The 15436-nt window shown below is 73.8% G+C and carries 12 protein-coding genes; 6 read left to right on the forward strand and 6 right to left on the reverse strand.

What is annotated here, in order from left to right; translation table 11 throughout:
- Positions 1-3 precede the first annotated feature (3 nt).
- The 6 genes from DMA15_RS16060 to DMA15_RS16085 all read right to left on the reverse strand — a co-directional run bounded on the left by DMA15_RS16060 (position 4) and on the right by DMA15_RS16085 (position 9408).
- Positions 4-1602: a carboxyl transferase domain-containing protein gene (locus DMA15_RS16060; protein ID WP_125513442.1), complete on the reverse strand. Its 1599-nt coding sequence runs from the start codon at positions 1600-1602 to the stop codon at positions 4-6.
- The gene (locus tag DMA15_RS16065) at positions 1599-3308 is read right to left on the reverse strand and encodes an acyclic terpene utilization AtuA family protein (protein ID WP_125517813.1); all 1710 of its coding nucleotides are present in this window, start codon (positions 3306-3308) and stop codon (positions 1599-1601) included. The genes DMA15_RS16060 and DMA15_RS16065 overlap by 4 nt, the downstream gene beginning before the upstream one ends.
- Before the next feature lie 17 nt (positions 3309-3325).
- Entirely contained in the window at positions 3326-4150 is an 825-nt protein-coding gene (locus DMA15_RS16070) for a TIGR03084 family metal-binding protein (RefSeq protein WP_125513444.1), read from the reverse strand.
- Positions 4151-4333: 183 nt separating this feature from the next.
- Positions 4334-5095, reverse strand: a complete 762-nt coding sequence (locus DMA15_RS16075) for a VCBS repeat-containing protein (RefSeq protein ID WP_125513446.1) — start codon at positions 5093-5095, stop codon at positions 4334-4336.
- A 182-nt stretch (positions 5096-5277) separates the two neighbouring features.
- Complete coding sequence (locus DMA15_RS16080) at positions 5278-6408, reverse strand: EamA family transporter (protein ID WP_240659820.1); 1131 nt, start codon at positions 6406-6408, stop codon at positions 5278-5280.
- A 132-nt stretch (positions 6409-6540) separates the two neighbouring features.
- Positions 6541-9408 (reverse strand): FAD-binding and (Fe-S)-binding domain-containing protein, encoded by a 2868-nt coding sequence (locus DMA15_RS16085; RefSeq protein ID WP_125513448.1) that lies wholly within the window; start codon positions 9406-9408, stop codon positions 6541-6543.
- A gap of 156 nt (positions 9409-9564) precedes the next feature.
- Here DMA15_RS16085 and DMA15_RS16090 point away from each other — a divergent pair, with 156 nt between their 5' ends.
- The 6 genes from DMA15_RS16090 to DMA15_RS16115 are packed head-to-tail and all read left to right on the forward strand — an operon-like array spanning position 9565 to position 15279.
- Entirely contained in the window at positions 9565-11352 is a 1788-nt protein-coding gene (locus DMA15_RS16090) for an ATP-binding protein (RefSeq protein ID WP_125513449.1), read from the forward strand.
- The gene (locus tag DMA15_RS16095; RefSeq protein ID WP_125513451.1) at positions 11349-11801 is read left to right on the forward strand and encodes a roadblock/LC7 domain-containing protein; all 453 of its coding nucleotides are present in this window, start codon (positions 11349-11351) and stop codon (positions 11799-11801) included. The genes DMA15_RS16090 and DMA15_RS16095 overlap by 4 nt, the downstream gene beginning before the upstream one ends.
- Before the next feature lie 2 nt (positions 11802-11803).
- A complete protein-coding gene (locus DMA15_RS16100) occupies positions 11804-12160 on the forward strand; it encodes a DUF742 domain-containing protein (protein WP_125517815.1) in 357 nt (118 codons plus the stop codon).
- Between the two features lie 49 nt (positions 12161-12209).
- A complete protein-coding gene (locus tag DMA15_RS16105; protein WP_125517816.1) occupies positions 12210-12803 on the forward strand; it encodes an ATP/GTP-binding protein in 594 nt (197 codons plus the stop codon).
- Positions 12800-14062, forward strand: a complete 1263-nt coding sequence (locus DMA15_RS16110) for a cytochrome P450 (RefSeq protein WP_240659821.1) — start codon at positions 12800-12802, stop codon at positions 14060-14062. The genes DMA15_RS16105 and DMA15_RS16110 overlap by 4 nt, the downstream gene beginning before the upstream one ends.
- Positions 14059-15279, forward strand: coding sequence for a cytochrome P450 (locus tag DMA15_RS16115; RefSeq protein ID WP_125513453.1), 1221 nt, complete (start codon positions 14059-14061; stop codon positions 15277-15279). The genes DMA15_RS16110 and DMA15_RS16115 overlap by 4 nt, the downstream gene beginning before the upstream one ends.
- Positions 15280-15436: the final 157 nt, after the last annotated feature.

Here is a 15436-nt window from a genome sequence, read left to right on the forward strand (position 1 = left end):
GCCTCACATCCGGAAGACGCCGAAGCCGCCGCGCGCGCCTTCGTAGGGGGCCGTGTGGATCGCGGACAGGCACAGGCCGAGGACGGTGCGGGTGTCGCGCGGGTCGATGATCCCGTCGTCGTAGAGCCGCCCCGAAAGGAACATCGGCAGGGACTCCGCCTCGATCTGCTGCTCCACCATGGCGCGCAGGCCCGCGTCGGCCTCATCGTCGTAAGGCCGGCCCTTCGCGGCGGCCGACGCGCGGGCGACGATCGACAGGACCCCGGCGAGCTGTTGCGGGCCCATGACGGCCGACTTGGCGCTCGGCCAGGCGAAGAGGAAGCGGGGGTCGTAGGCGCGCCCGCACATGCCGTAGTGCCCGGCGCCGTACGAGGCGCCCATCAGGACGGACAGGTGCGGTACGCGCGAGTTGCTGACCGCGTTGATCATCATGGCGCCGTGCTTGATGATGCCGCCCTGCTCGTACTCCTTGCCGACCATGTAGCCGGTGGTGTTGTGCAGGAAGAGCAGCGGGATGTCGCGCTGGTTCGCGAGCTGGATGAACTGGGCGGCCTTCTGGGACTCCTCGCTGAACAGGACGCCCTGCGCGTTGGCGAGGACGCCGACCGGATAGCCGTGCAGGGCGGCCCAGCCGGTGACCAGCGAGGCCCCGTACAGCGGCTTGAACTCGTCGAAGTCCGAGCCGTCGACGATACGGGCGATGACCTCGCGCGGCTCGAAGGGCTTCTTCAGGTCGCCGGGGACGATGCCGAGGAGTTCGTCCTGGTCGTACTTGGGTGGCGCCGCCGGGCCCGGATCCGCGTACGCCTTGCGCCAGTTGAGGCGCGCGACGACCCGGCGGGCCTGCCGCAGCGCGTCCCGCTCGTCCTCGGCGAGGTAGTCGGCGAGGCCCGAGGTGCGGGCGTGCATCTCGGCGCCGCCGAGCGACTCGTCGTCGCTCTCCTCGCCGGTCGCCATCTTCACCAGCGGCGGGCCGCCGAGGAAGACCTTCGCGCGCTCCTTGACCATGATCACGTGGTCGCTCATGCCGGGGACGTACGCGCCGCCCGCGGTCGAGTTCCCGAAGACGACGGCGATCGTCGGGATCCCGGCCGCCGAGGACTGCGTGAGGTGCTTGAAGAGAGCGCCTCCCGGGATGAAGATCTCCTTCTGGGACGGCAGATCGGCGCCGCCGGACTCCACGAGGTGGATCGACGGCAGCCGGTTCGCGTGCCCGATCTCATGCGCCCGGAACGCCTTCTTCAGCGTCCAGGGGTTGGAGGCACCGCCCCTGACGGTCGGGTCGTTGGCGGTGATCAGGCATTCGACGCCCTCGACGACACCGATGCCGGTGACCATGGAGGCGCCGACCGGGTAGTCGCTGCCCCAGGCCGCCAGTGGCGACAGCTCCAGGAAGGGTGTGTCCGGGTCGAGCAGCAGCTCGATCCGCTCCCGGGCGAGCAACTTGCCGCGCCCTCGGTGCCGTTGGACGTACTTCTCGCCGCCGCCCTCCAGCGCCTTGGCCTGCTCGGCGTCGAGCGCGGCCAGCTTCTCCAGCATGGCCGCGCGGTGCTCGGCGTACTCGGCGCTCGCGGGGTCGAGCGCGGAGGCGAGGACGGTCACAGCAGTACCTCCGGTATGTCCAGGTGGCGGGCGCGCAGCCACTCGCCGACGCCCTTGGCCTGCGGGTCGAAGCGGGCCTGCGCGGCGACGCCCTCGCCGAGCAGGCCCTCGACGACGAAGTTCAGGGCGCGCAGATTGGGCAGGTCATGGCGTACGACGGTCAAGTCGGCGCACTCCGGGAGCAGTTCGCGGAACCGGTCCACGGTCAGCTCGTGGGCGAGCCAGCGCCAGGCGTCGTCGGTGCGCACCCAGATGCCGACGTTGGCGTCCCCGCCCTTGTCACCGCTGCGGGCCCCGGCGAGGCGGCCGAGGGGGACGCGGCGGGTGGGGCCGGACGGCAGGGGCGCGGGCAGCGGTGGCGGCGGCACGTCCTCCAGTACGCGGGTGCCCTCCCGTACGCGGGTCTCGTCGCCGGAGTGGACCGGGCGCCGCTCCCCGTCCGGCAGGACGGCCACGTGGGGGACGCCGGAGCGGTCCACGTACGCGGCCTCGAAGACTCCGTAGGGGGCGCCCTTGCCGGGGGGCGCGGTCACGTGGAAGCCGGGGTAGCTGCCGAGGGCGAGTTCGACGGCGGCGCCGCTGAGGGCGCGGCCCACCGTGTCGGCGTCGGGGTCGCGCACGATGAGCCGCAGCAGGGCGGAGGCGCTCTCCTCGGTGGCGGCGTCGGGGCGGTCGGTGCGGGCCAGCTCCCAACGGAGTTCGGCGGGCCGGGACTTGGCGGCGTCGAGCGCGTCCTCGATCTGCGCGCGGACGAGCGCGGCCTTCGCCTCGACGTCCAGTCCCGTCAGCACGAAGACGACCTCGTTGCGGAAGCCGCCGAGCCGGGTCAGACCGGCCTTGAGGGTGGGCGGCGGGGCCTCGCCGCGTACGCCGTCGACGCGTACGCGGTCGGGCCCTTCCTGGGTGAGGGTGACCGTGTCGAGCCGGGCGGTGACGTCCGGGCCCGCGTACCGGGCGCCCTGGGTCTCGTAGAGGAGCTGCGCGGTGACCGTGCCGACGTCGACGAAGCCGCCGGTGCCGTCGTGCTTGGTGATGACGGCGGAACCGTCGTGGTGGATCTCGGCGAGCGGGAAGCCGGGGCGGCGCAGGCGGGCGGGCTCGTGCTCGGCGAAGAAGGCGTAGTTGCCGCCGGTGGCCTGTGTGCCGCACTCCAGGACGTGCCCGGCGACGACGGCGCCCGCGAGCCGGTCGTACTCGGCGGGCCCCCACCCGAAGTGGGCGGCGGCGGGCCCGCTGACCAGGGCGGCGTCGGTCACGCGCCCGGTGACGACCACGTCGGCCCCGGCGTCCAGGCAGGCGGCGATCCCGGCGCCGCCGAGGTAGGCGTGGGCGGTGAGGGCGCCGGGGAAACGCTCCCCGAGGTCGTCGCCCTCGACGTGCGCGACCCGCACGGGGACACCGAGCCGCCCGGCCAGCTCCCGCACGGCCCCGGCGAGCCCGGCCGGGTTGAGGCCCCCGGCATTGGCGACGACTTTCACGCCCCGCTCGTGGGCGGTGCCGAGGCACTCCTCCAGCTGCCGCAGAAAGGTCCTGGCGTATCCCCGGGACGGGTCCTTCATCCGGTCCCGCCCGAGGATCAGCATGGTCAGCTCGGCGAGATAGTCCCCGGTGAGCACGTCGAGTTCCCCGCCGGTCAGCATCTCCCGCATGGCACTGAACCGGTCGCCGTAGAAACCGGAGGCGTTGCCTATGCGCAGGGGGTCCATGCGCGGGGGCGGCGGGGTCACAGCCCCGCTCCCGCACCCGGCCCGCGCCCCGCTCCCCCGCCCGGCTCGCGCCCTCTGCCCGGCGGGCCCGCGAAGGCCTGGGCGAGGGAGAGCCAGCGGTCGGCGTCGGGGCCCTTTGCCCGCAGGGCCAGGTCGGTGCGGTGGACGCGCTGGGTGACCAGGAGGCAGAAGTCGAGCGCGGGGCCCGTGACGCGTTGGGCCGCGTCCTCGGGGCCGTACGCCCACACCTCGCCCGTCACGGGTGACGTCAGCTCGACCCGGAACTCCTCGTCCGGCGCGCCGAGTCCTCGTACGGCGAAGGCGAAGTCCCGGGCCCGTACGCCGATCCGCGCCACGTGCCGCAGCCGGTCCGTCGGCGCACGCCGCACGCCGAGCGCGTCCGCCACGTCCTGGCCGTGCGCCCACGTCTCCATGAGCCGCGCACCGGCCATGGAGGGCACGGCCATCGGCGGCCCGTACCAGGGCAGGCGGGTGCCGGCGGGAGCGTCATGGAGGGCCTGCCACAGGCGTGCGCGGGCCGAGCGCCACGCGGCGAGCAGTTCGGCGGGCGGCAGCGCCGCCCCCTCTCGGGCGCCCTCGTCCACGAAGGTGCCGGGGTTCGCGGCCGCCTTCTCGACCTCGGCGCCGAATGCCTCCGGGTCGGTCGCGGCGAGCAGCGCGGCCCGGTCGGTCCAGGCGAGGTGCGCGATCTGGTGGGCGACCGTCCAGCCGGGCGCGGGCGTCGCGAGCGCCCAACGCTCCTCATCCAACTCCGCGACGAGCCGGTCGAGTTCCTCGCTCTCGCTGCGCAGATCTTCGAGCACGGGCAGGGCATCGGACACGGGACGCTCCCCTCGGGGCACGGCGGTTCGCCAGGGAGCATGGCAGCGTGCGGAGAAACAAGCAAGCGTGCTTGCATTAATTCCTGCGGTCGGCCGACGACGGGCGCCGCCCATCCCGGGGAAAGGGGCGCCGCCCATCGCGAGGATCGGCGGCGCCCGGTCGAGAGCAGGCTGACGGAAGGGTCAGGAGCAGGACTTGTAGAAGTGCTTCCAGCCGTCGCTCGGCATCGCCGGCGGCTCGGCGGGGGTGCCGTGCTCGCCGTACTTGTACTGCTGCTCGGAGTCGTAGCTCCCCGGGCCGCTGCGCGCCTTCGTCAGGCGTACCTCCCGGTCCCACACGCCGTCACCGGCGTTGTTGAGGATCGCGAGGTCCGGGTACTTGTCGTCGCCGTAGTTGGCGATGCGGAGCTGCTTGACCTCGCGGCTGTCGCCGATGTCGAGGTGGCGGGCGTGGGCGGAGGCCAGGTTCGCGCGCTTGAGCGGGCCCGGGCGGTAGTCGGCGACGCGTGCCGTCGCGGGGTCGTCGACGCCGGAGGGTTCGACGATGTTGACGACCATGTCGAGCTTGCCGTCCTTCTGGAAGTCGGCGACGGCGGCGGTCGCGACCTCACCCGGCTTGGCGCCGAGCAGCTTGCTCACGGTCTGCTTGGTGCCGAAAGTGCCGTCCGCGGCGCCCCACTGGACAGTCATCTTGGTGCCGGTGTGCCCGGGGTTCGAGATCTTGTCCGGGCGGCCGTCACCGTCGAGATCGCCGAGCAGCGTCGTGGCTCCGGCCAGGCAGGGGGCGGGGGCCGCGGCGGCCTTGCCGGACGCTCCCGCGCCGCCGGGGGCCGACGGCCCGGTCCCGGCCGCACTGGCCTGGTGACCGGCGACGGTCAGCGTCAGAGCGGCGGCCGCGATCGGGGCGGCGATCAGACGTGGCAGACGTGAACGCTTGCGAAGCATGTACGGACTCTCCTCAGGTCGTTGCCGTGGTGCCGTGGTGCGGCACGGCTCGACCATGCGGGGTGATCCATCCCAGAAGCCATGAAACTCCGGCAATCCGGGACGCCGGAACGCCGCGAGCGGGCCTGACCAGCGGAAACGTAGGCCGCCTGGAACGCGGGGGCGGGACGCGCCCTGCCTTCTCAGGCGCCCTCGCGCGCCTCACTCGCCTCGGATGCTTCACGCGCCTCGCGCGCCTTACGTGCTTTGCCCCGCCCCACCTGCGTCCGCACCGCGCCCATGCTCGCCGCGATGACCAGGGAGATCGCCAGCGCCTCGGCCACGGTCAGGGCCTGGCTGAGGACGAGGAACCCGGCGACGGAGGCGATGGCCGGTTCCAGGCTCATCAGGATCGCGAAGGTGTGCGCGGGAAGGCGGCGCAGCGCGAGCAGTTCGAGGGTGTACGGCAGCACGGACGACATGACCGCCACCACCGCGCCCAGCGCCAGCGTGCCCGGCTCGACCAGCTTCGCGCCCGACTCGACGATCCCGAGCGGCAGGAAGAGCACCGCCGCGACCACCATCGCGAGGGCGAGGCCGTCGGCCTGCGGGAAGCGCCGCCCGGTGCGCGCGCTGAAGACGATGTACGTCGCCCACATCGCGCCCGCCCCCAGCGCGTAGGCGACGCCGACCGGGTCGAGGCCGCTGAAGCCGCCCCCGCCGCCGAGCAGGAACACCCCGCAGAGCGCGAGCCCGGCCCAGATCAGATTGACGGCGCGGCGCGAGGCGATGACGGAGAGCGCGAGCGGGCCGAGGACTTCGAGGGTGACGGCGGGGCCCATGGGGATGCGGGCGACCGACTGGTAGAAGAGGCCGTTCATCCCGGCCATGGCCACGCCGAACGCGACGACCGTGCCCCAGTCGGCGCGGGAGTGGCCGCGCAGCTTCGGACGGCAGACGGCGAGCAGTACGAGCGCGGCGAAGGCGAGCCGCAGCGTCACGATCCCGAGCGCCCCGGACCTGGGCATCACGCTCACCGCGACCGCCCCGCCGAACTGCACGGATATCCCGCCCGCGAGCACCAGCCCGACCGGGGCGAGCCGGGCGCGGAGGCTGCGCGCGGCTTCACCACTGGGGGCGGCTTCACCACTGGGGGCGGCTTCACCACTCGGGGCGGCCCCGGCACCCGAAGTGCCCGACGCGGCCTGAGTGGCCCCGGCGCCCGAAGCGCCCTGCACGGCCTCGGCGGTCGCCGCCGCACCGGCGACTTCCGGCTGCTGGGCCACCACGGGGGCCGCCGCCGGTGCCGCCTGATCGCTGCGCGAGACGTTCACGCCTGAGCCTTCCTGCCGTGTGCCGTGTGCCACCACTCCCGGCAGTCCAGTGTTCTGGACTCCGCCGTCCAAGGTAATGGACCAGGACAGGATTGTGGAGCGCTTTTGCTCCTGTACGCAAACCGGGTCCGCCTAAACCGCGTCCAGCGCCTCCGCGAGGACCTCCGCCAGGTGCCGCCCCCGCACCTCCGCCAGCTGCCCCAGCTGCGTCCGGCAGGAGAAGCCGTCCGCCAGGACCACCGCCCCGGCCGGTGCCCGCCGCACCGAGGGCAGCAGCTGTTCCTCGGCGCAGGCCGCCGACACCTCGTAATGGCCGCGCTCGAAACCGAAGTTCCCGGCGAGTCCGCAACAGCCGCCGCTCAGCTCGCCCTCCAGGCCCGCCTTCGTGCGCAGCCGCCGTTCCGCCGCGTCGCCGAGGACCGCGTGCTGGTGGCAGTGCGTCTGGCCCGCCACCGGGCGGCCCACGTGCGGCGGCCGCCAGTCGGGGGCCAGTTCTTCGAGGGCCTGCGCGAAGGTGCGCACGGACGCGGCGAGGCAGTGGGCGCGCGGGTCGTCGCCGAGCAGTTCGACGAGGTCGGTCTTGAGGGCGGCCGCGCAGCTGGGCTCCAGGACGACGACGGGCGTGCCCGCCGCCAGGAGCGGGGCGACCCGCTCCAGCGTGGCGCGCAGCACCGCGCGGGCACGGTCGAGCTGGCCCGTGGAGACGTACGTGAGCCCGCAGCAGACCCCCGTCGGCGGCAGCGCGACCGTGAGCCCTGCCGCTTCAAGCACCCGTACCGCCGCCCGGCCCACGGAGGGCGAGAGGTGGTCGGTGAAGGTGTCGGGCCACAGCACTACCTGTGGTGCCCCCTGCCTCTTGGGTCTCCCGCGCCACCACTGCCGCAGAGTCCGCGGCGCCACCGCCGGGATCGACCGCTCCGGTGCGATGCCGCCGAGCCGTTTGCCGAGCGCGGCCAGCGGGCCGACCCGCGCGAGGGCGTTGACGGCCGGAGCCGTGCGGGTGAGGGCCACGGCCCGCAGCCAGCGCGGCAGCCACCCCATCGCGTAGTGGGCGGCGGGCCTGCGGCGGCCTTCGTAGTGGTGGTGCAGGAACTCCGCCTTGTACGTGGCCATGTCGACGCCCACCGGACAGTCCGACCGGCATCCCTTGCAGGACAGGCAGAGGTCGAGCGCGTCCCGTACCTCCGTGGAGCGCCAGCCGTCCGTCACCACCTCGCCCGCGAGCATCTCGTGCAGCAGCCGCGCCCGGCCGCGCGTGGAGTGCTCCTCCTCGCCGGTCACCCGGAATGAGGGGCACATGACACCGGTGGGCGAGGACGCCGTCGCCGTACGGCACTTGGCTACCCCCACACATCGCCTGACCGCCGCCGAGAAGTCCCCGCCGTCGTGCGGGTAGCCGAAGGTGACGTCGACGGGCTCGCGCGGCAGGGGCGCGAACCGCAGCCCGGCGTCGAGGGGCGCGGGCCGCACCAGCATGCCCGGGTTGAGCAGGCCCGCCGGGTCCCAGACGTCCTTCACGCGCGCGAAGAGGGCGACGAGGTCGGGCCCATACATCTTCGGCAGCAGCTCCGCGCGGGCCTGTCCGTCGCCGTGTTCGCCGGAGAGCGAGCCGCCGTGCGCGACGACCACGTCCGCCAGCTCCTCGGAGAAGCGGCGGAAGCGTGCCACGCCCTCGGGACCGAGCAGATCGAAGTCGATGCGCACATGGATGCAGCCGTCCCCGAAGTGCCCGTACGGCGTGCCGCGCAGCCCGTGTGCGGCGAGCAGCGCCCTGAAGTCCCGCAGATACGCGCCGAGACGGGCCGGCGGCACCGCGCAGTCCTCCCAGCCGGGCCACGCCTCGCTGCCGTCCGGCATCCGCGTGGCCGTGCCGCTGGCGTCCTCCCGCACCCGCCACAGCGCCCGCTGCCGCGCCGGGTCGTCGACGACCACGGCGTCCAGGACGTCGGCGGCGCGCACGAGGGTCTCGGCACGCGCGCGCGCCTCGGCCGGACTCGCGCCGCCCGTCTCCACGAAGAGCCAGGCGCCGCCCCTGGGCAGGGCGCTCTCCTGCGGGGTGCCGCGGACGAGGTCGGCGGCCATGCCCTCGACGGTCAGCGGGCCGTGCGGCAGGAGGCCCGCCGCCGCCTCGGCCGCCGCGTTCTCGTCCGCGTACCCGAGGACGGCGAGGGCCCGCGCGCGGGGTGCCTCGACGAGACGTACGACCGCCTCGGTGACGATGCCGAGCGTGCCCTCCGAGCCGCAGAACGCGCGGGCCAGGTCGACGCCGCGCTCGGGGAGCAGCGCGTCAAGCGCGTAGCCGGAGATGCGGCGCGGCAGGTCGGGGAAGCCGGTGCGCAGCAGGGCCAGGTCGCCCTCGACCAGGGCGCGCAGGCCGTCGGGGGCGCCGTCCCAGCCCTGGGCGAGGCGGAGGGTGTCGCCGCGCGAGCCGAGGACCGACAGCTGCCGGATGTTGTCGGCCGTCGTCCCCCAGGCCACCGAGTGCGCGCCGCAGGAGTTGTTGCCGATCATGCCGCCGAGCGTGCAGCGGCTGTGCGTGGAGGGGTCGGGGCCGAAGGTCAGGCCGTGCGGGGCGGCGGCGGAGCGCAGGTCGTCCAGGACGAGGCCCGGCTGGACCACGGCCGTCCGCGCCTCGGGGTCGAGGGAGAGGAGGCGGTTCATGTGCCGGGTGAAGTCGAGGACCACGCCGGTGCCCGTCGCCTGCCCGGCGATCGAGGTGCCCGCGCCGCGCGCCACGACCGGCACGGAATGCTCCCGGCAGACTTCGAGTGCCGCCCGCACGTCGTCGGCGTCGCGCGGGGTCACGACGGCGGCCGGTACGCGGCGGTAGTTGGAGGCGTCCATGGTGTGCAGGGCCCGCGCGGTGACGGAGAGGTCCACCGCGCCGCGCACGGCCGCGCGCAGGGCCCGCTCCAGGCCGCGGGGGTCCCCGAGGGCGCCGGGGCCGCCGGAGTCCTTGAAGCGGCCGGGGGTGCCGAAGTCGCCGTCGAGGTCGCTCATGCGTCCAGAATGCCCCCGCTACGACCCCCCGGTGCCACCCCGCCCCACCCGATATGTCACGATCCGGAAGGGAACATTCCCAACACGCTCATCAACTCTCCTATAGTGACCAGAACTTGAGCAGAGTGTGTCGCTTCCGATCGAGGACCCCGATTGATGACCGCGCCAACCCCCATAGCGCGCCCCGGGACGGAGCGCCCTCCGCTGCGCCCGGCCGCGCTCGTCCTGCTGGCCTGTGCCTTCGTCACCGCGGCGCTCGCCGGGTGGGCCGTCGCCGTCGCGCCCGCGTCCGCGCGCACCCCCCTGGCCTGGGGCGCCGGTGCCGCCGCCGTCGCGCTCAGCGCCGCGGTGACCGTCGCCTTCCACGCCCTGCGGGCGCTCGCCCTGTCACGGCGTCAGCTGGCCGCCGCACAGCAGGAGACCGCCCGTCTCCAGCAGGAACAGGCTCGGCGCGCCGCCGAGTTCGGGCAGGAGCACGCCCGCCTCACCGCCGCGCACGCGCGTGAACTGGCCGAGCTGACCGCCGAGCAGACCCGGGTGCGGGAGGAACTCGTCTCCGAGCACGCCCGCGTCCGGGAGGAACTCACCGCGGAGAACGCCCGCGTACAGGCGGAACTCACCGCCGAGAACACCCGTATACGTACGGAACTCACCGCCGAGCACACCCGCGTCCGGACCGAGCTGACCGCGCGCGTGCGCACCGCCGAGTCCGAGCGGGCCGCCGCGCTCGCCGCGTGCGCCAACGCGGCAGGACGTATGCAGGCGCTGGCCACCGGCATGCTCGCCGACCTGCGCGAGATGGAGGGCAGGCACGCCGACGAGGACGTCCTCACCGACCTCCTCCACCTGGACCACAGGACCGCGCAGGCCGGCCGCATCGCCGACTCCGTGGCGGTCCTCACCGGCGCCCGCTCCGGGCGCCGCTGGGCCCGCCCCATCGTCATGGAGTCGATCCTGCGCGGCGCGATGGGCCGCATCGGCGGCTACCAGCGGGTGCGCGTCCACTCGGCGAGCGAGGTCGCGGTCGCGGGCCACGCCGCCGAGGGCGTCATGCACGCCCTGGCGGAACTCCTCGACAACGCGGCGAACTTCTCGCCGCCCACCTCCGAAGTGCACGTCTACATCGAGGAGGTCGCGTCCGGGGTCATCGTCTCCGTCGAGGACAGCGGCCTGGTGATGGGCCCGGTGCAGCAGCGCCGCGCCGAGCGTGCCGTGTCCGGCGAGACGACGGGCCTCGGCGGCCTGAGCGGCACCCGGCTCGGCCTCGCGGTGGTGGGCCGCCTGGCCCGCAAGCACGGCCTGACGGTGTCGTTCCGCCCCTCGGCGCGCGGCGGCACGGGCGTACTCCTCCTGATCCCGCAGGAACTGCTCTCCCGCCCCTCGGACCCGACCCCGCCTCCGGCGACCCCCCTGCCCCGCACCCCGGCCCGCGCCCAGCTCCCGGCGGCCTCCCAGGAGCCGGTGGCCCCGCAGCCCTCCGCGTCCGCCCAGGACCCGACGAGCGCCCAGCACCTGACGGCCGCGCAGCCCCTGGCGCCCTCGCCGCACCAGCCGTCCCTGCCCCCGGCGGACGCCCCGTCACCGACGGCCCCGGCCGCCGCCCCGCACACCCCCGACACCCTCCCCGACCCCCTCACCGACCGCGTCGACCGCGACCCGGTGCCGACCCACCACTCCCCGGCCGACCGCCCGGCCGCAGCCGGGGCCGGGGCCGAGGGCGTGACGATGCCGCTGCCCAAGCGGCGGCGCGGCCGGACGCTCGCCGCCGCCGAGCGGGCCCGAGCCGACAGCGACACCGGGGAGAACCCGCGGCCGCGCCCCGCGGACGCCGCCGACACCGCGGCCCGCTTCAGCAGCTTCCGCCAGGCGGTCCGCGCCACTCCCCCGGATCCCTCCTCCGATCCGTCGACCCCTCAGCACCCGGAAGGCGACTCCCCCCGATGACCACCGGCACCACCCACGCCACCACCGACGCCAAGCTCACCTGGCTCCTCCAGGGCCTCCTGGAACGCACCCCCGGTGCCCGGCACGCCCTCGTGCTCTCCCGGGACGGCCTGAAGCTGTGCCGCACGCCCGAGCTCTCCGTCGACCAGGCCGACCAGCTCGCCGCGATCGCGGCGGGCATCCAGTCCCTGTCGCACGGCGCGTCCGCCGAGTTCGGCGACGGCAGCGGCGGGGTGCGCTCGGCGATGGCCGAGTTCTACGGCGGCATCCTCTTCATCGTCGAGGCCGGCGAGGGCGCGCACCTCGCCGTCATCGCCGCCGAGGACGCCGACGCGGGCCTGGTCGGGCACACCATGAGCGAGCTGGTCGAACAGCTCGGCGAGCATCTGCGCGCCGCGCCCCGCGCGGACGGAACCCCCGGCGCCCCCGGCACCCAGACCACCGCATGAGCGTGAGCCGCCCCGGCCGGGACGACTCCCCCGACCGGCTGTACACCCTCACCGGAGGACGCAGCCGGTCGGCGCCCGACGCCCCCTTCGACCTGGTGACCCTCATCGTCGCCGAGTCCGGCCCGCAGCCCGGCATGCAGTCCGAGCACGCCGCGATCCTGCGGATGTGCGAGCTGCCGACCGCCGTCGTGGAGATCGCCGCCGACCTCGGCCTGCCGGTGAGCATCACCCGCATCCTGCTCTCCGACCTGCTCGACGCGGGCCGGATCAGCGCCCGCCACCCCCGGTCGGGCCCCACCCACAGCCTTCCCGATTCCGAACTCCTGGAGCAGGTGCTCGTTGGACTCCGCAATCTCTGAACGTAGGCCGGCCGGCGAACGCGAGCCGTCCGGCGCCGGCCGAAGAGAGCTGACCGCGACCGCCGACAACGGCCTGAAGATCGTCGTGGTCGGCGGCTTCGGCGTCGGCAAGACCACGCTGGTCCGCTCCGTCAGCGAGATACGTCCCCTCAACACCGAGGAGACGATGACGCAGGCGGGCAAGGGCATCGACGAGACCGGCGGCCTCGAAGGGCTCAGCGGCAAGACGTCCACGACGGTCGCCTTCGACTTCGGCCGCATCACGCTGGACGCGCGCAACGTGCTCTACCTCTTCGGCGCGCCGGGCCAGGAACGCTTCTGGTTCCTGTGGGACCGCCTCTTCTCCGGCACGCTCGGCGCGGTCGTCCTCGTCGACACCCGCCGCCTAGAGGACTCCTGGTACGCGATCGACCGCCTGGAGCACCACGGCACGCCGTTCATCGTGGCCCGCAACGACTTCGGCGGGCCCTCGCCCACCACCGAACAGCTGCGCGAGGCGCTCGACCTCGATCCCGGGGTGCCCCTCGTCGACTGCGACGCGCGCTCCCGCCAGTCCAGCAAGGACGTACTGATCACGCTCGTCGAACACCTGAAGACGTTGTACGTCGCTCAGCTGAACGCCCCTCAGGAGAACGCCCAGTGACCTGCCCCGTGACCGGCGCCGCCCCCGGTCCCGTCCCGCTCTCCGGCCCCCGCTTCGCCACCGAACCCGCCCAGCTCTACCGGGAGATGCGCCGCGACCACGGTCCCGTCGCGCCGGTACTGCTCGACGGGGACGTACCCGCCTGGCTGGTGCTCGGCTACCGCGAGCTGCACCAGGTCACCGGCGACCCCGTGCTGTTCAGCCGCGACTCCGAGCTGTGGAACCAGTGGCCGAACATCCCCGCCGACTGGCCGCTGCTCCCGATGATCGGCCACAAGCAGCCGTCGATCCTCTACACGGTCGGCGAGCGGCACACCCGGCGCGCCGCGATGATCGCGCACGCCCTCGAAGCGGTCGACCCCTTCGAACTCAAGGCACACGCCGAGCAGTTCGCGGACGAGCTGATCGACCGGTTCTGCGGCGTGGGCACCACGGACATCATCGCCGAGTACGCGATGCTGCTCCCGGTACGGGTCCTCGCCCGTATCTACGGCTTCTCCGACGAGCAGGGCCCCGGCCTCGTCACCGCCATGAACGACATGATCGACGGCCGCGAGCGGGCGCTTGCGGGCCAGCAGCACCTGGCGACCTCGATGATGGCGCTCATCACCGGCAAGCACGAGACGCCGGGCCCCGACGTCGTCTCCTCCATGCTGGAGACGCAGCGGGCGGAGGCGGAGGACGGCTTCTCCGACGAGGAGATCGCCCAGGACCTGATGGTGATGATGGCCGCGGGCCACCAGCCGACCGCCGACTGGATCGGCAACTCGCTGCGGCTGATGCTCACCGACGACCGCTTCGCCGCCTCCCTCTTCGGCGGCAGGCACAGCGTCGCCGAGGCCATGAACGAGGTCCTGTGGGAGGACACCCCCACCCAGAACGTCGCCGGCCGCTGGGCCTCGCGCGACACCCGCCTCGGCGGACGCCACATCAACGCCGGTGACCTGCTGCTGCTCGGCCTCGGCGCCGCCAACGCCGACCCTCAGGTCCGCACCGACGGCTCCGCCCTGACCGGCGGCAACAGCGCCCACTTCGCGTTCGGACACGGCGAGCACCGCTGCCCCTTCCCCGCCCAGGAGGTCGCCGAGGTCATCGCGCGGACCGGCATCGAGGTGCTCCTCGACCGGCTGCCCGACCTCGACCTCGCCGTACCGGCGGCGGACCTCACCCGCCGCCCGTCGCCCTGGCTGCGCGGCCTGACCGACCTGCCGGTGCGCTTCACCCCGACCCCGACCTCAGCGTTTGGAGAAGTCAGATGACGCGTATCGCCCTGGACCCCTTCGTCACCGACCTGGACGGGGAGAGCGCCCGGCTGCTCGCGGCGGGCCCCCTCGCCGAGGCGGAGCTGCCCGGCGGGGTGCCGGTGTGGGCGGTCACGCACCACGCCGAGGCCCGCCGGCTCCTCACGGACAAGCGGCTGGTGAAGGACATCGAGGTCTGGGGCGCGTGGCGGCGCGGCGAGATACCCGCCGACTGGCCGCTGATCGGCCTCGCCAACCCTGGCCGCTCCATGCTGACGGTCGACGGCGAGGAGCACCGCCGGATGCGGTCGCTGGTGGCGCAGGCCCTCACCCCGCGCCGGGTGGAGCGGCTGCGCGGCCGCATCACGGAGCTGACGCACGGCCTGCTCGACAAGCTGCCCGCCTCCGAAGTGGTGGACCTGAAGGCGGAGTTCGCGTACCCCCTGCCCATGTACGTCATCAGCGACCTGATGGGCATCGACGCGGCGGACCATCCGCGCCTGAAGGTCCTGTTCGACAAGTTCTTCTCCACGCAGACCCCGCCGGAGGAGGTCGTCGCGACGCTCGGCGAACTCGCCGCGATGATGGGCAAGATCGTGGCGGCCCGCCGCGCGGAGCCCGGCGACGACCTCACCAGCGCGCTGATCCAGGCCTCGGAGAACGGCGATCACCTCACGGACGAGGAGATCGTCTCCACCCTCCAGCTGATGGTGGCGGCGGGCCACGAGACGACGATCTCCCTCATCGTCAACGCCGTCGTGAACCTCTGCGCCCACCCCGAGCAGCGCGCGATGGTCCTCTCCGGCCAGGTCGGCTGGGACGCGGTGATCGAGGAGACCCTGCGCTACTCCACGCCGACCTCGCACGTCCTGATCCGCTTCGCGGCGGAGGACGTCCCGGTCGGGGAGAAGGTGATCCGCGAGGGTGACGCGCTGATCGTGTCGTACGGGGCGATAGGCCGCGACGAGGCGGCGCACGGCCCGACGGCGGCCTCGTTCGACATCACGCGTACGTCCGCCACGCGCCACATCTCCTTCGGCCACGGCCCGCACGTCTGCCCCGGCGCGGCGCTCTCCCGCCTGGAGGCGGGGGTGGCGCTCCCGGCCCTGTACGACCGCTTCCCGGACCTGACGCTGGCGGTCCCCCGCTCGGAACTCCGACACAAGCCGGTGGTCACCCAGAACGACCTCTACGAGCTGCCGGTGCGGCTCAATTACAGCTTTTCCGGCGTTTGAGGAGCGAGCGGCCAAATCCAGCCTCTGCGGCATTCGAGGAGCGAGCGACCAAAATTCAGCCCCTCCGGCGTTTGAGGAGCGGGGTCCGGGGCGGAGCCCCGCGGCGTCGACACCAAGGGGCAGTGGATCTCAGCGGCCGGACACCAGAGGAACCCCG

Source organism: Streptomyces sp. WAC 01529 (genome assembly GCF_003945545.1).
GTDB classification, from domain to species: domain Bacteria; phylum Actinomycetota; class Actinomycetes; order Streptomycetales; family Streptomycetaceae; genus Streptomyces; species Streptomyces anatolicus.